Genomic DNA, 15,878 nt, shown 5'->3' with positions numbered 1-15,878 from the left:
TGTTTAACCGAAAAGTTAGTGATTTTTAATCCGCTACTATTCTTATACTAGACCGTTGCCAGTAATGTAAACCAATCTTTATGCTGAAAGGATTATTTAAGAAGAAAACACCAGTCGAAAAGTTTATGACTCATTTGGACAGAATTTTCCAAACCGAACCTGAATATTACAAAGAGGAATCGGAAACGAATGGAATTGCTGGAGTTACGAGCATAGTTTATAAAGATATTCCAGAAAAAGGAATGATAACTGGAATTACATACGGACTTTCACTCGGAAACCATCCTGATTGGAAATTAGGACGACCTGAATTAATAATAACGGTTGATTCAAAAGACGCTTCTTGGGCTCAAGTTGCTGGATATTTAGCCAATAGTTTGAGAGGAAATTGTCCATTTAGTTATAGCAATACAATTAACTTCAGAGAAAAAATATCGGACGAATCTGAAATGGATGCATTTCTTGTGTTTGCACCATCGATTTTGGACAAAAAAGATTTTGCGAATATTGACATTGGTTTGAATTACAAAATCAATATTGCAGGACTATATCCGATTTACGCATCTGAAATGGAATACATTGACAAAAACGGACTTGAAAAATTTTGGAAACATCCAAATTTTGATATGTATAACGTGAATAGAAAACGAATAAAATAATAAAAACACTACTGGCAACACCGTGTATAATTAATTGCTTTGGCAAGTGCTTATTTGGAAAATTCCTTCGGAATTTTCTTGCGTTCGTTTTTGTTTACTAAATTAGTGGCTTAACCACGCAACTAACCATACACAATCACGTTACAGGTAAGCGAAAGAAAGACACTACAAACCGACAACGGTGAAAATAAAATGGTTATTCTGAAGTCCATTCAAAACTGACGGTGCGGATGCCGAAAAGCAATTAAAGAGTAGGCGTAACAATAAACTGTTGTGATTATGACAAAGAAATCTAATCATCAGGCTGACATCAAAAATGCCAACAAAGGCACTAAGGGCAGCAACACGACTCATGACAAAAATCAAGGGAATCGTGGAAAACAGCTTAATCCGAACCAAAAAGGTAAGAGATAGCTGTGCATTCTGCAAGCGGGCGAAGCCCGCTTGCTTATATTAATTGAAAATAAAGTAAAATGCACATTTTAAAAATTATTCACGGCTATCCGCCAAATTACAATGCAGGTTCAGAAGTTTACAGCCAATCAATCTGTAACGAACTTTCAAAATATCACAAAGTTTCTGTTTTTACGAGAGAAGAAAATCCGTATTCGTCTTGTTTCAGTATTCGTGAGCAAAAAGTAAACGACAACTTAACGCTTTACTTCGTAAACAATCCGCAGGGCAAGGACGGTTATCGCCACAAACTTATGGACGACAACTTTGCTGAATTGGTAAAGCAAATCAAACCCGACATTGCTCACATCGGACATCTTAATCATCTTTCAACAGGCTTGATTGACGAACTGAACAAGCTCAAAATCCCTATTGTTTACACGCTTCACGACTTTTGGTTAATGTGTCCACGTGGACAATTTATGACACGAAGCATTGGAAATGCAAACAACTTTCAATTGTGCGAAAAGCAAGGCGACAAAAAATGTGCAACTGATTGCTACAAAGTTTATTTCAGCGGACGAGAAGAAAACGAAAACGCAGACATTGAAAATTGGAGTAGTTGGATACATCAACGAATGATTGAAACAAAAGCTATCATCAACAAAGTTGATTTGCTTATCGCACCTTCAAATTATTTGCGTAATAGATTTATCAACGAATTTGCCGTTCCAGAAAACAAAATTATTTATTTGGATTATGGTTTCCCTACGGAATACTTAACACAAACAGAAAAATCAAAAGAGAAAACGAATTACACTTTTGCTTATATCGGAACTCACATCCCTGCAAAAGGAGTAAATCTATTGATTAAAGCATTTAAGCAAATTGAAGAAACTGCAACGCTTAAAATATTTGGCAGAGCAAACGGACAAAGTACAAATGCTTTAAAATCATTAGCCGAAAATTCAAAAAACAAGATTGAGTTTTCGGGAGAATACATCAATCATAATTTGGCGAATGATGTTTTTTCAATTGTTGACTGCATTGTGGTTCCGAGTATTTGGGGCGAAAATTCGCCTCTTGTAATTCACGAAGCGCAATCGTGTAAAGTTCCTGTAATCACAGCCGATTTTGGCGGAATGAAAGAATATGTTCAACACAATGTAAACGGACTTTTGTTTGAACATCGCAACGCAAATTCTTTAGCAGAGCAAATGAAATTTGCTGTTTCAAATCCTGACAAAATGAAAACGTTAGGTGAAAAAGGTTATTTGTATTCCGCAGACGGAAGCGTTCCAAATATTAAAGACCATTGCAAAGAATTAGAAAATATTTACAGCAAATTTATTTACAAACTTTGGCGTATTACGCTTGACACAAATCCTGAAGATTGTAATTTGAGTTGCACAATGTGCGAAGAACACAGTCCGTTTTCAACTTACATCAAAGAAAAACTAAACGGTAAACATCGCAGAATGCCGAAAGAATGGTTAGAACCAATTTTTGAGCAAGCGAAAAAAATCGGTGTTACGGAAATGATACCGTCCACAATGGGCGAACCGTTAATCTACAAGCATTTTGCCCACTTTATTGAGTTGTGTTACAAATACAACATCAAGATGAATTTAACAACTAACGGAACATTTCCGAGAACAACCGAGAAAACCGTTACAGAATGGGCGAAACTAATTGTTCCAATTACAACGGACGTAAAAATAAGTTGGAACGGTGCAACTGCCGAAACTTCGCAAAAAGTAATGTTGAAAATAAACTTTGAAGAAGCAGTTGCAAACGTGAAAGAGTTTATCCTAATTCGTGATGAACACTTTGCAAAAACAGGTAATTACTGCCGTGTAACGTTTCAACTTACGTTTATGCAAAACAATATGCACGAATTGGCGGACATTGTGAAGTTGGCGGCAGAGTTGGGTGTTGATAGAGTAAAAGGACATCAGCTTTGGGCACACTTTGACGAAATTAAACATTTGTCAATGAAAGCAACGCCTGAAAGTATTTTGCAATGGAATGAATATGTAAAACAAGCGAATGATGCGCAAGAAAAATTCCGCAAGCCAGATGGCGAAAAAGTGATTTTGGAAAATATCATTGCGTTGCATCAAAACGAAAGCAAAGAAATCTCCGAAAGCTACGAATGTCCATTTTTAGAAAAGGAGCTTTGGGTTTCTGCCACGGGTAAAATTTCGCCTTGTTGTGCACCAGATGAACAGCGAAATACTCTTGGTGATTTTGGCAACATAGAAAATACAAGTATTGAAGAAGTGTTGCAGAGCAACACTTATCAAACTCTTGTAAAAAATTACAAGACAATTGATTTGTGTAAAACCTGCAATATGCGTAAACCGAACTAAATGAAGGAAAACGGAAAAATATCACTTTTACTTCGCCACGCTGACAGAGATGACATTCCGCAAGGTTCTTTCGGAAATGAAATTTTATTGAACGAAAAAGGAAAACAAAACGCACAAAGGTTTGGCGAAAGCCTTACAGAAAGAAAAATCAATAGAATTTTCACAAGTCCCGTTGGTCGTTGTGTTCAAACAGCTGAATTTCTGACCAAAGGTTATGGAAGTAGTATTGAAATTATTGAAACAACGGCATTAGGCGCACCCGGTCTTCATATTACAGACGAAAAAATTGCAGGGGAATTTTATCTTCAATACGGTTTTGATGAAATGTATCAACGATTTATGAAAGGCGAAGAAATTCCCGGTATGACTAACATTGATGAGTTGAATTATAGAATTACAAGTTTCATAAAAGAAAACTCAACAGAGAACGGAACTACTATTTTCATTACCCACGATATGCTAATTGCCTTTTTTCATTTCAGTATAAACAAGAAAGTATATACAAAAGACAATTGGATAAACTATATGACGGGGTTAACTTTTATAGATGGAAAAATTTATGAGATATAGCCTCAAATCGTTTTTTACGGAACATTGGAAATATATGGCTGTTAGTACAGCTTGTAAACTCAACTTGTTTGAAAGTTTACTTGTAGCAAAAACTGCAGAGCAATTGGCAATGGAACTTTCTTTGAATGAAGAGAAATTATTGCTTTTGCTGAATGCGTTGCATAGTGCTGATTTTTTAGAAAAAACCTCTGATTTTTACAAGGTCAATTCTTTGTCTGAAATTCTTACAGAAAACAACCCCGAAAGTTTAAAATATGCTTGTTTGAATTGGAGTAGTGAGCATTTAATCGCCTGGCAGAATTTGGATTTTTCAATAAAGACAGGAAAAAGTTCGTTTGAAGAAATTTACAATAAGCCGTTTTTCGATTTTCTAAACGACAACCCCGAAAAGCTTCACGCTTACCATAAAGCAATGTATCAATACGCAAAAGATGATTACAAAAGATTGTCTGATGTAATTGATTTCAGCAAACACAAATCTGTAATGGACGTTGGCGGTGGTTACGGAGCAGTTTTAGAAAACATCAAAAAAAAAAATCCAAACTTAGATTGTATTTTGTTTGACCTTCCAAAAGTCATTGATAAAGTAGCTATTCCTAACATCAAGAAAATAGGCGGTAGTTTCTTTGACAAAATTCCAAACGAAACAGAATCAATAATACTTTCAAGGGTTCTTCACGATTGGAATGATAAAAAAGCAAGCATCATTTTGAAAAATTGCTTTGAAGCATTGCCAAATAATGGAAAATTATATGTAATTGAAAACTGTTCAGATAAAATCAAAATTGATTTGTCTTTGCTTTCGCTCAATATGTCTGCAATGTGTGAAAGCTACGAAAGAACATCAATTCAATACATTTCGCTTTGTGAAAATGTAGGTTTTCAATTTGAAAGCGAAAAAAAATTAAATGAATTACAAACCATTTTGATTTTCAAAAAATGAATTGGAAAGACATACAAGTTTCAGACGACAGCACACATTTTGTCTTTGACGGAAAACCAATTTTCGACAAGACTTTTATTGAAGTATTGAAATTTCATTCGCCAGGACTTGCACCAGTATTAGACGGTTCAGGTGCTTACCACATTGATAAAAGTGGGAAAGGACTATACCAAAATAGATATTCACGGACATTCGGTTTTTACTGCAATCGTGCTTCTGTAATTGACAACAACCTTTGGTTTCACATCAATGAAAAAGGCAACAAGGTTTATTCTGCTAATTACTTGTGGACAGGAAACTATCAGGAAAATATTTGCACGGTTCGCAATGCAGACAACCAATATTTTCATATTGACCTAAACGGAAATCGCATTTATAAACAGAGTTACATTTATGCAGGTGACTACAAAGACGGAATTGCTTGTGTAAAATCGGAAGATAGTTTGTACCGACACATTGACAACAAAGGAAAGTTCATCAATGATAAATCATTTATTGATTTAGGAATCTTCCACAAAAACTTTGCAACAGCCAAAGACAAAGATGGTTGGTTTCACATAGACAAAAACGGAAACGAACTATACAAAGAACGTTACTTGACAGTAGAACCATTTTATAACGGGTTTGCTTTAGTGACTACATTAGAAAACGAAAAAATAATTATTGACGAGAAAGGACTAAAAATATTGACGGTATGACAAGAGAACAGAAAGAACGCCTACCTGTAACATCGTATATAAAACATTTGGCGGTCAGTGGTTTATGGAGCAGTATAGCTCGTATCAAAATTCGTTGTATATTGACAGGGAATCGCTTCGAAATGCCAAACGTTTCATATACGTAACCGTTGTACACAAGCTCTGAAAAGCCAACAGCACAGTCAAGCACATTTCATTTTGCTCGTGCCTCACAAAATAAAAAGAGCTTGCCTTTTTCCTACGCTTACTGAAAATTAAGTTTTGATATCTGAATTAGTTTATTATATTTGCTAAATATTAGCAAGTTAATAAATAGCAAGTCTAAAAATGGCAACATTTGGTGAGTTTTTAAGAAAAGAACGGGAAAATAAAGGTCTGAATCAAAGTGAATTTGGTCAAGAAATTGGAATCATAATGACTGATATAAGTAAAATTGAGAACGGTCGTAAAAAATTCCCTTTTACAAACCTTGAAAAGCTTGCAAAATTTATCGAAAAAGATATCGAAGAACTAAAAACTTTATTTGTTGCTGATATTTTAGTTGATGAAGTTCACAAATACAATTGTTCTGATAACGTTTTCTCTGTTGCCGAAGAACAGTCAAGGTATGTTAAAAGTAAAAATGTCAAACAAGGAAAATTAAAACTATAATGTCAGATATTAATTTTGCACTCGTAGAGGACACGCGTCCACCAATTTATACTGCAATGAAGTATTGGGGAAAAAAACCTCATAATATCTGGAGAGAATATATCGAAAACTATACTCCAGAAGATGGCATCTATTTAGATCCTTTTTCTGGCAGTGCAATTAGCAGTTTTGAAGCAATAAAAGCAAATAGAAAAGCCATTGCATTTGACTTGAATCCTTTGACATCCTTTATCATTGAAGTTTATTCCTCAAAATTTGATGTTGAAAAATTTAAGGCTGCTGTTGAGAAAATAGTTGAAGAACTAAAAAATGACAAAACTTTTTTAAAATACTATTCAACCGATTCAAGAAAAACAAACGAAAGAGCTATTGTTCAGAGTTTTAAATGGGAAGATGATGAACTATATGAATTAGGCATTAATTACACTGACACTGAAATTCTTGATGAAACAAAAGGACGACCAACTCGAAGAAAATTTCGTTATGTAACTGAACCAAATGAAAAAGATCAAAAATTAGCCAAAGAACAATCTAAAATTAAAATTAACACTTGGTTTCCAGATGAACCTTTTATAAACTCTCCATCATTTAATGCTAATTTTATTAACTGTGTTGGTGGAAACAATTTTTCAAACTTATGGACAAGAAGAAACCTTTACGTTCTTTCTAAAATATATGATTTAATAAAAAAGGTTAAAGACAAAGATCTTCAAATTCAGTTACTGTTCGGTTTTATTCAGACTTTACATTTGACAACCAAAATGAGTGTTCCAAGAAGAGCAAGTGCAAATCGTCCATTTTCAACAAGTTGGGGAAGATCAGCATACATCTGTGCAAGTAGGAAAATGGAAATGAATCCACTATTTGTATTTGAAGGAAGTTGTTTAGGAAAACAATCCGTAGAAAGTTGTTTGAAAGATGTGGAAGATTATTTAGGTAAAATTCCTAAAACTCTAAAAGTTAGTGAGAGTCTTAAAAATAAAGACAAGTTAAGCGGTTTTGATTTAAAATATGGTGTTGTCGACATTAATACAATAACAGATTACATTCCTGAAAAATCCATTGACTTTATAATGACTGATCCTCCTTATGGTGGTTTGGTTCAATATTTAGATTTATCTTCAATTTGGTTGAATTGGCTTAAAAATATAGATTCAAAATACACTCCAAATTACAATGCTGAAATCACAATCAAAAATGGCATTATAGATATCAATTTATATCAACAAAGATTCACTAACGCTTTAAAAAATCTTCGTACAGTTTTAAAAGATAATGGGAAAATAGTCTTTACTTTTCATAATAAAGAAATTCCTATTTGGAATGCATTTTTGAAGTCAATTACTTTAGCAGGTTTCAAAATTGAAAAGGTAATTCACCAACAAAACAGAAGAACTGGAGAGGCAAATGTTGCCAATCCATATGGCACTTCAGGTACTGATTTTTATATAAGATGTATAAAATCACCAAATGTTAAATTAAAAACGGAAAAAGATGAATTTGAACATTTTGTAATTAACAAAGCAGTTGAAATTTTGGCATTGAGAAATGAACCAACACCTTTTCTTTTTCTTTTTAATGGTTTATTAGCTGAAATTTCGAGTGCAGGATTTGATTTAGAAGATTTTGACGAAAATGTCAAACAAATTCTTGATAAGAACATTGGTAAAATATTTGAGCTAACAGAAAATGGTTCCAATAAAGCAGGTAAATTTTGGTGGTTTATTAATCCATCAGAGTACATTAAATATCCTGACAGACAGCTTACAGAACGTGTTGAAGAAAGTATCATTTCACTTTTAAGAAGAAAAACAAGTGTTACTTTAGATGATGCTTTAGCTGTTATTTATAAAAAATATCCTAATGGATTAACACCTGATGTAAAATCAATTACGAGCGTTCTTCAAAAATATGCAACAAAGTCAGGAGGAAGATGGCTATACAATGCTCTTGAGGTAGAAAAAGAATTCACAAAACATACAGAAATTATCCATAAGCTTATTGGAGTTGGAAAAAAACTAAAGTATCAAAGTTTTGTTGGTAAAAGAGAACAACCTGAACCAATTAAAAATAAAAGGCTTTCAGATTTTTGTGATTTAACTTCTTTAAAAAGTCATATTAAAGATACAACTGCCAGAAAAAGAATCGAAATGATTGATTTAATTTGGATGCAAAACGATAAATTTAAGGTTATTATTGAGGTTGAGAATTCTACTAATTTCACTTCTGGGATTCAACGTGGTTCAAATTTACCAAATGATGTATTAAAAATTATGATTATCCCAGATCATCGAGAAAATGAGCTAAATAGAATTTCAGATCCTTTATTTAAAGAAAGTTTTAAATCTCATAATTGGAAATATATTTTATATAGTGATGTAGATAAGATCCTTAAATCAAAAGCAAGTATGGAAACAATTGATTTGTTTTCAAAAGAACTTAATTAATGGAAGTAAAAAAAGAAAATAAAGGAAAATACGATAAGCGAAATAAACTCAATGATCTAACAGGAAAAGAGTGGCTAAAACTTACAGCCAGCTTTTGGATGAGTGAAAAATGTGCTGATGATAGAGATGCATATAACCATCCTGCACCTTTTCTTGTAAAGGACATACGAAAGCTTATAAGTATGTTTACAAAAAAGGAAATGCGTGTTTTAGATCCATTTTGTGGTAGTGGAACTACTCTACTTGCATCCTCAATTTTAAACAGATATGGAATAGGTATTGACTTAAATTCTGAATATCGAGATTTAGCTATAGAAAGGCTTTCTAAAAAAGAGTTTCAAGAGTTTAACGATTATGAATATTTTTTAGGAGATTCAAATGATGTTCTTGAAAATTTGAATAATATAGATTATGTAGTTACCTCTCCACCTTACCACAATATTTTAAAAAATAAAGGTTCAGGAATACGTAAAAAAAACAAAAAAGGTTTTAGAAATGGTTCGAGAATCGGAGTTGATTATTACTCTGATTTGCCAAATGACTTGGGTAACAAAGAATCCTATGATGATTTTCTTCAATCATTTCAGTTGATAATGTCTAAATGCTTTAATGCGTTGAACAATAAAAAATATTGTTCAATTGTAATCAGTGATTTTACAGTTGACAAAAAAGAAATATGCGTACAAGGTGATATTGTTCGATTAATGCAAGAAATCGGATTTGAATTTGTTGGAACAATTGCATTACTTCAAAATAATAAACCTCTTTATCCATTTGGTTATCCATATGCCTATAAAATTAATCATCATCATCAAAATATTATAAACTTTAGAAAAGTTATCGAAGAATAGAATGAATTTACAAAGTTTTAATAGATTTCATAATGAAGTATTCAACCTGCCAAGAGACAGTTTTTCTAACTTTGATATTATAAAAGTAAAATCACTGGGTGAATATCTTTATTCGGTAAAAAGTTCTTTCCCAATAGAAGGATTATCTCTCTCAGAAATATATGTCGAACTTCATTTTTTTCTACAGAATAACACAATAGAAAATCCTAATGCAGATTTTGAAGCATTGTTTGATTTTGAACTAACCGAAATAAATGATATAAAAGGTAATTATAGGGATAATCAAGGAAGAAAATTTCGTCATTGGATGGAGCTTGCAAGTTTACTTGAGCTCCTATCAAACACAGAATTCGGAAATAATAGAAGTCGAAGAGTTTTGTCAAGTTTTACCGAAGAAATTTTCCTAATTCCTAACTCCATATTAAAAACATTTCTCAGAGATAAGATACTTTCCATAAACACATTAAATAGTTCTGGATTAAGCAACTTAAATAGTTTTGAATTATATCGTAATTTGAATTTCAGGCCAGCAATGGCCATTTTGAAATACCTCTATATTCTAAATAGACCTTGTACAAGATTTGAATTATCAATCTTCTTTGGTAGACCAGACTACTCTTTAAATTCTGAAGATGAAATTATTGAGAATGCAATTTCAATAGGACGTGATTTTCCATCTAATAGAGAAAATCAAATTGAGCTTTTTTTCGAAAGAATGGGATGGAAAGATGAACAAGGTAATTACTATAAATATTCTGCATCACAACAACCCTATTTTAAATTCAATGCATTTTTCATTTTGATGGATGCAGTAGGATTAATAGATTATAATGTTAATGACAGTTTAGTCTCATTAACAGAGTTTTCATCATCATTATTTTCAAGCGAGACATTACCTGAGACAGTAGAATTAGAATCGTTGTTAAATGAAGTAGAGCAATTAGACATAAATGACGATATAGCAAGTAAGGTAACAAAAAATAGAGCAGAATTAATAGCTGAATTGCTTGAAGCTGATCAAGACTTTTTAAATGAAGCGAATAAAAAAGCAAGTGCCAAGTCAGGAACAGTTCAAATTTCTTCTCAGTCCGAAAGATTAAGAAGAGACGAGTTAATTAGAGAAATATCAAAACAGAAAGCACTATACGTTTGTCAAGGTTGTAATCAAGAAACCTTTATAGATAAAAATGGTAACAATTTTGTTGAATCCCATCATATTATTGAATATAATACTAAAGAAGAAGGTCCCGATATTTTGCAAAACTTATTAGTGTTATGTCCAAATTGTCATTCAAGAATTCATTTTGCAAGAATAGATATTGTTGAGCAATTTTACTCAAGACTTAGAGAAACTAATGCTATAACATTAGATCAATTTAAAGAAATACATACTAAACTAAATATGTTAAAAACCAAGCATATTGAAATATTATTGAAGAAAAGTATTATCAGCGAAGAAGAATCAACTGAATTACTTGAATTAATTGCTGAATAGCCAATACATAGAGCCATACACATTTGCAATTCGCTAAAGCCAACACACAAGCCAAAAATTGCAAAAGAGTATGTCTTTCCCAACGCTGAATGACAATCTGAATGGAAAAAAGCCAGTGTACAACAACGTATATAAAAAATAGCGGTTTAATATCGCTTAATCCAAAGAAAATGAATAAATTAAAGGTCTGTTATAATCCGAAAAGTTAGTGCTTAAAATCCGCTACTTTTCATATACAAGACCGTTGGCTACAATTTTGACCGACAAACTAATTAACTTAACCTAAAAATATGGCAAAAAAGAATGATAATGCTGGAGGAATCTTTTTTTGGATGCTTGTTGGATTATTAATAATCCTACCCATAGTTCCAATCGCTTGGATAATATACACTCTAATAAAACTCTACAAATGGAAAAAAAACCAAAAATATTATCCAAATCAGGATATTTCTGATTTTTGGTTAGACAATCAAGAAAAAATTGAGTTTTTGGAATCCCTAAATGATTTTAGAACATCAAAAAGCAACATAGATGATTTATGGGCAACCGCTGACAACGAAGGGTTACCAAGAAACCAAGATGGCTCAATTTCTAATCGACGTAATAGAGGAAAAGAAATTAATAATCAACTGAATTTTGAAAACGATATCTATGACAAAAGTAAAAGGCGTTTATTTTATTTAAGAGAAAAACCAAATGACAAATGGAATTATCTTAAGGATTATTTTGTTTCATACTACGGAGCAATATATGCTCTTTTGTTTTGGTTTGTTGCTTTCTATTATTCGCTTAAATATTTTTTTAAGAAACCATTACTTTCAGTTTTTGAAATCTACGATAAAATTTTTACCGAAAGGACAGAATATTTTTTAGCACTTAAAGAAAATTGGGAGTTACACACAATCTATGCATTAAGCATTTCTGCTATCGTTTCATTAATTGTATTTTATATATGTAAATATCTGGCTGGTAAATTCATATTCAAAAACAAATATCCTGAACCACCAATAGTTGATTACAGTAATTATGATAAATATTAATTAAGGATGCATAAATTGTTTAACACCAAATCAAATATATTTACATTAATTATTAATGGGAAAATTGAGCATATTTTAAGTCCTTGGACTTTAGAACTCGACTTAAACAAAGAAACGATTACAATTCTAAAAAGAAACCTTTATTATATAGGAACTGACACCAATACAATTTCCTTTAAATATATCCGAAAAATTGAAATTAACGAACATTTATTTGGTTCTGATATTACTATTAGAGCAATAGGTGGTTCTGTTTCTGCAAGATTTTTACCAAAAAAAGATTTACGGGTATTAAGAGAAAAATTAATAGAGTATAATCAAACTAAAACTAATCACATTATCTTCTCTTAAAAATGGATATTAAAAACCTTAAATGGCAACCTTATGTTGGATTAAATTATCAAAAAGGCGTTAATGGGAGAAAAGTATTAATAGTTGGAGAAAGCCACTATCTAGGTAACGATGAGAATTCTATTGAAAAACACAACAATCCATTATTTACTCAAATTGTAATAAACGAATTAGCAATTAATCGATATTATTGGAATACAAAAATATTTCCGAATTTTCACAGAGCCCTAATTGGAAATGACTCTTTCAACGCTGAATTATTATGGAGCTATTTTTCGTTTTATAATTTTATTCAGAGACCTATGGAATCAAATAAATCGAGACCAACCGAAAATGATTTTGAAATTGCTTGGCAAGTATTCTTTAATGTTGCAAAAAAATTAAATCCTGATTTATGTATTTTTATAGGCACAAGTTCATCTAATTTTTTAAGTTATCAGTCTGAAAAAAACAACATTGAACTAAAAGAGCTTAAATGGCTAAAAAAAATAGGAAATACTTATCCGAGGAAAGCTATAATCTCATTAAATAAAAAAGAAATAGAATTACATTTCATCAAACATACTAGCCAATATTTTAGTTGGTATAAATGGAATGAACACCTGACAAATGAAATACCGAACGAATTGGAATATTTAAAAAAAACTGTAGCCAATAACTAAGCATTCGTGTGGTCGGTACGACCCAACATGAATGCCGTGTTGACTGAACCGGTGTTTGTCGGTTCGCCCTTATGGGGAATGGTCTGTTTTGGATTGGATTTTTAGGAGTTGGTTTTTTCTGTTTTGGGGTAGTATCTCACAAAGTGTGTAAAGTTTAAAAATATCGAGGGTTGCAACCCTCGATATTTTTTTATTAATTTAAATTTTATACACGATGAACAAAGACGATTTATTAAACGACGACTTTTTAAAACAGTTTAAAACAGGAGAAGAACTAACCTCTTTTCTAAAGTCCATTCAAAAACGAGGCATTGAAAAGATGCTGGAAGGCGAGCTGGATGCTCATTTAGATTACAGCAGACACGAACAATCGCCCAATCCGAACTCACGCAACGGTTATGCTTCCAAAAAGGTAAAAACCGCTTTAGGTGAAAGTATCATTCAAGTACCTAGGGACAGGGAAGCCTCCTTTAACCCCATGCTTGTCCCTAAGCGAACCAATATGGTCGATGGCATAGAAAACGTAATTATCAGTCTATACGCCAAAGGTATGAGTAATTCTGATATCGAAGAACAAATCCGAGAGGTCTACGGTTTTGATGTATCAACATCCACCATATCACGCATCACAGATAAAGTTACCAACGATATTGTGGCTTGGCAGAACCGCCCCCTAGAACCTGTATATTTAATAACCTGGATGGATGGCATCGTTTTCAAGGTACGAGAAAACTCCAAAGTCATCAACAAAACCATGTACATTGCCGTAGGGCTTCGTAGAGACGGCAAAAAGGAAGTCTTGGGGCTTTGGTTGGGCAAGAACGAATCGGCAGCCTTCTGGATGAGCGTCTTGACCGATATGAAAGCCAGAGGCGTTCAAGATTTGCTTATTACCGCCACCGATAACCTTAATGGCTTTACCGACACCATTAAAAACGTGTTCCCTGAATCCAAGACTCAAATATGTGTGGTACACCAAATTAGGAATGCTTGTCGCTATGTGGTCTGGAAGGATAAAAAGGAGTTTACAAAAGACATGAAAAACATCTACGATGCACCTACCAAAAGCGCCGCTAAGGCCGCCCTGGAGGACTTTGCTGAAAAATGGGAACACAAGTATTCTTATGCCATCAAAAGTTGGAGGGATAACTGGGAAGAGCTTACTGCTTTTTATGAGTTTCCGGTTGAAATCAGAAAAATCATTTACACTACAAACCTTATTGAAAATCTCAATGGAAAAATTAGGAAATACACCAAAAACAAGCTCTCATTCCCAACCGATGAAGCTGTAATGAAATCCACATTTTTAGCATTAAGGGAGGCTACCAAGAAATGGTCAATGCCTATTAGGAATTGGGGCATTATTTTAAACCAATTTTTAACTATATTTGAAAAAAGGGTTCAACTTTAAGAAAGTCAAACCCTCGATAAATTAAGTTTACACACTTAATGGGATAGTGTCTGTTTTGGGAGTTTTTGACCTCCCTTTCTTTGGAATATTAAAAGAATATGGCAGATTTAGGACTTACTTTTCCTTGTTCATTACTGCTTTGATGTGTTTTCTTCAGTTTTGGCCATAGCAGTCCCGTTACGTCGGTTTTGCGTTTTTTTCATATTGGTCTGTTTAGGTGTTTCTCGATCTCTTCGCGCCAACCATTCGGTGGTCCACGAGCGGGGAAGGTTGCAATGGTAACCAGGTTTCCTTTTTTACAGCTGGGACACTTGCGGTGCTTTAAAAGTACTTTTTCCGCTAGTTCTGGCCTGCCCAGATCTTTTTGTAGTTCTGGGATTATGGTTCTTTTATAATAGCTGCTCAAGATACCATAGTGCCGGATGCGGGTAAACCCTTTGGGCAGGATATGCAATGAAAAACGCCTGATGAACTCGGCATCGGATAGTGCAAGTACCGACTTCTTACCCCCTTGGCGATAATCCTTTACCATAAACCGTACGTTTCCACTTTCAAGACTTTTTATACGATGGTTGCTTATCGCAATTTTATGGGTATAGCGCCCTAGATATTCCACTACCTGTGAAGGCCCAAAGAATGGGCGTTTGCAATAGACCACCCACTGGTTCTTGAACAGGCTTTCGTAAAATGAAGCGGGTTGTGATTTTCCAAGCTCTTTGCGCAGCCCAGCAACAAACCGAGCCCTAAAAACTATGCTCATCGCCTTTACCGGAAACAGGTACTTTCCCTTGCTCTTGGTGTTCTTCCATTTGCCAGTCTTGGTAATCCCACCTCCCGGGACAATGCAGTGCAGGTGTGGGTGCAACGAGAGGTTCTGCCCCCAAGTGTGCAGTATAGCGACCATTCCCATCCTGCCACCCAAGAACTTGGGATTAGCGCCAAAATCCTTAACGATGCCCCAGGCCGTTGTGAACAAAAGGTTGTACACCAATTTTGGCTCGTACAGAGATAACCTGTTCAGCTCACAGGGCAGGGTAAAGACCACGTGGAAGTAAGAAACCTTTAATAAATCTGCCTCCCTTGCCTGGATCCATGCTTCCTTCTTGTGTCCCTGGCACTTGGGGCAATGACGGTTACGGCAACTGTTGTAGCTAAGATGGAGCTTATAACAGGCAGGATTATTACAACAATCAATGTGGCCGCCAAGGGCCGCGGTGCGGCACTTGCGCAGGGCATGCAGGGTGCGGACTTGCCAACTGTTGGCACAATGATTGGCAAGGTGCTCCCTGTTGCGCTCCAATACGTGCGCTACTTCATGATCGGGACAGCACATCC

General features: G+C 33.9%; 15 protein-coding genes. 14 read left to right on the top strand and 1 reads right to left on the bottom strand.

From position 1 onward, the window contains the following. Positions 1–80: 80 nt before the first annotated feature. From FEZ18_RS11355 to FEZ18_RS11295, 14 genes are all read left to right on the top strand, one after another. Entirely contained in the window at positions 81–659 is a 579-nt protein-coding gene (locus FEZ18_RS11355; RefSeq protein WP_228122730.1) for a suppressor of fused domain protein, read from the top strand. A 279-nt stretch (positions 660–938) separates the two neighbouring features. Next, on the top strand, positions 939–1,073 hold the full coding sequence (locus tag FEZ18_RS14880) for a hypothetical protein (RefSeq protein ID WP_255473305.1): 135 nt from the start codon (positions 939–941) through the stop codon (positions 1,071–1,073). Between the two features lie 59 nt (positions 1,074–1,132). Beyond that, positions 1,133–3,424 carry a glycosyltransferase gene (locus FEZ18_RS11350; protein ID WP_153268426.1) on the top strand — a complete coding sequence of 764 codons (2,292 nt, stop codon included), beginning with the start codon at positions 1,133–1,135 and terminating at the stop codon, positions 3,422–3,424. Further along, on the top strand, positions 3,425–3,994 hold the full coding sequence (locus tag FEZ18_RS11345) for a histidine phosphatase family protein (RefSeq protein ID WP_153268425.1): 570 nt from the start codon (positions 3,425–3,427) through the stop codon (positions 3,992–3,994). Then, positions 3,972–4,937: a methyltransferase gene (locus FEZ18_RS11340; RefSeq protein WP_153268424.1), complete on the top strand. Its 966-nt coding sequence runs from the start codon at positions 3,972–3,974 to the stop codon at positions 4,935–4,937. Before FEZ18_RS11345 ends, FEZ18_RS11340 begins: the two co-directional genes overlap by 23 nt. Then, entirely contained in the window at positions 4,934–5,635 is a 702-nt protein-coding gene (locus FEZ18_RS11335) for a WG repeat-containing protein (RefSeq protein ID WP_153268423.1), read from the top strand. The genes FEZ18_RS11340 and FEZ18_RS11335 overlap by 4 nt, the downstream gene beginning before the upstream one ends. 327 nt (positions 5,636–5,962) lie before the next feature. Next, positions 5,963–6,286: a helix-turn-helix domain-containing protein gene (locus FEZ18_RS11330; RefSeq protein ID WP_153268422.1), complete on the top strand. Its 324-nt coding sequence runs from the start codon at positions 5,963–5,965 to the stop codon at positions 6,284–6,286. Continuing rightward, the gene (locus FEZ18_RS11325) at positions 6,286–8,733 is read left to right on the top strand and encodes a DNA methyltransferase (RefSeq protein WP_153268421.1); all 2,448 of its coding nucleotides are present in this window, start codon (positions 6,286–6,288) and stop codon (positions 8,731–8,733) included. The genes FEZ18_RS11330 and FEZ18_RS11325 overlap by 1 nt, the downstream gene beginning before the upstream one ends. Continuing rightward, entirely contained in the window at positions 8,733–9,584 is an 852-nt protein-coding gene (locus FEZ18_RS11320) for a DNA methyltransferase (RefSeq protein WP_153268420.1), read from the top strand. The genes FEZ18_RS11325 and FEZ18_RS11320 overlap by 1 nt, the downstream gene beginning before the upstream one ends. Position 9,585: 1 nt before the next feature. After that, entirely contained in the window at positions 9,586–11,079 is a 1,494-nt protein-coding gene (locus tag FEZ18_RS11315; protein WP_153268419.1) for an HNH endonuclease signature motif containing protein, read from the top strand. A gap of 290 nt (positions 11,080–11,369) precedes the next feature. Further along, positions 11,370–12,119, top strand: a complete 750-nt coding sequence (locus FEZ18_RS11310) for a hypothetical protein (protein WP_153268418.1) — start codon at positions 11,370–11,372, stop codon at positions 12,117–12,119. Positions 12,120–12,125: 6 nt separating this feature from the next. Continuing rightward, on the top strand, positions 12,126–12,470 hold the full coding sequence (locus tag FEZ18_RS11305; RefSeq protein WP_153268417.1) for a hypothetical protein: 345 nt from the start codon (positions 12,126–12,128) through the stop codon (positions 12,468–12,470). 2 nt (positions 12,471–12,472) lie between these two features. Next, positions 12,473–13,132: a hypothetical protein gene (locus FEZ18_RS11300; RefSeq protein ID WP_153268416.1), complete on the top strand. Its 660-nt coding sequence runs from the start codon at positions 12,473–12,475 to the stop codon at positions 13,130–13,132. 214 nt (positions 13,133–13,346) lie between these two features. Continuing rightward, positions 13,347–14,543 (top strand): IS256 family transposase, encoded by a 1,197-nt coding sequence (locus FEZ18_RS11295; protein ID WP_153267032.1) that lies wholly within the window; start codon positions 13,347–13,349, stop codon positions 14,541–14,543. Between the two features lie 199 nt (positions 14,544–14,742). On the opposite strand, the gene FEZ18_RS11290 is transcribed toward FEZ18_RS11295, so the two are convergent. Further along, positions 14,743–15,876 (bottom strand): IS91 family transposase, encoded by a 1,134-nt coding sequence (locus FEZ18_RS11290; protein WP_153268406.1) that lies wholly within the window; start codon positions 15,874–15,876, stop codon positions 14,743–14,745. Between the last annotated feature and the right edge of the window lie 2 nt (positions 15,877–15,878).

The sequence above is a fragment of the Oceanihabitans sp. IOP_32 genome (assembly GCF_009498295.1).
GTDB classification, from domain to species: Bacteria; Bacteroidota; Bacteroidia; order Flavobacteriales; family Flavobacteriaceae; genus Wocania; species Wocania indica.
Note: the sequence above shows the minus strand (reverse complement) of the source record. Positions and strands in the feature narration are given on the sequence as shown.

Bases quoted from the DNA above. Each gene is read 5' to 3' on its own strand.
- FEZ18_RS11325 (WP_153268421.1), top strand. From the start codon at position 6,286: ATGTCAGATATTAATTTTGCACTCGTAGAGGACACGCGTCCACCAATT.
- FEZ18_RS11320 (WP_153268420.1), top strand. From the start codon at position 8,733: ATGGAAGTAAAAAAAGAAAATAAAGGAAAATACGATAAGCGAAATAAA.
- FEZ18_RS11305 (WP_153268417.1), top strand. From the start codon at position 12,126: ATGCATAAATTGTTTAACACCAAATCAAATATATTTACATTAATTATT.
- FEZ18_RS11355 (WP_228122730.1), top strand. From the start codon at position 81: ATGCTGAAAGGATTATTTAAGAAGAAAACACCAGTCGAAAAGTTTATG.
- FEZ18_RS11340 (WP_153268424.1), top strand. From the start codon at position 3,972: ATGGAAAAATTTATGAGATATAGCCTCAAATCGTTTTTTACGGAACAT.
- FEZ18_RS11345 (WP_153268425.1), top strand. From the start codon at position 3,425: ATGAAGGAAAACGGAAAAATATCACTTTTACTTCGCCACGCTGACAGA.
- FEZ18_RS11315 (WP_153268419.1), top strand. From the start codon at position 9,586: ATGAATTTACAAAGTTTTAATAGATTTCATAATGAAGTATTCAACCTG.
- FEZ18_RS11300 (WP_153268416.1), top strand. From the start codon at position 12,473: ATGGATATTAAAAACCTTAAATGGCAACCTTATGTTGGATTAAATTAT.
- FEZ18_RS14880 (WP_255473305.1), top strand. From the start codon at position 939: ATGACAAAGAAATCTAATCATCAGGCTGACATCAAAAATGCCAACAAA.
- FEZ18_RS11290 (WP_153268406.1), bottom strand. From the start codon at position 15,876: ATGTGCTGTCCCGATCATGAAGTAGCGCACGTATTGGAGCGCAACAGG.
- FEZ18_RS11295 (WP_153267032.1), top strand. From the start codon at position 13,347: ATGAACAAAGACGATTTATTAAACGACGACTTTTTAAAACAGTTTAAA.
- FEZ18_RS11335 (WP_153268423.1), top strand. From the start codon at position 4,934: ATGAATTGGAAAGACATACAAGTTTCAGACGACAGCACACATTTTGTC.
- FEZ18_RS11350 (WP_153268426.1), top strand. From the start codon at position 1,133: ATGCACATTTTAAAAATTATTCACGGCTATCCGCCAAATTACAATGCA.
- FEZ18_RS11330 (WP_153268422.1), top strand. From the start codon at position 5,963: ATGGCAACATTTGGTGAGTTTTTAAGAAAAGAACGGGAAAATAAAGGT.
- FEZ18_RS11310 (WP_153268418.1), top strand. From the start codon at position 11,370: ATGGCAAAAAAGAATGATAATGCTGGAGGAATCTTTTTTTGGATGCTT.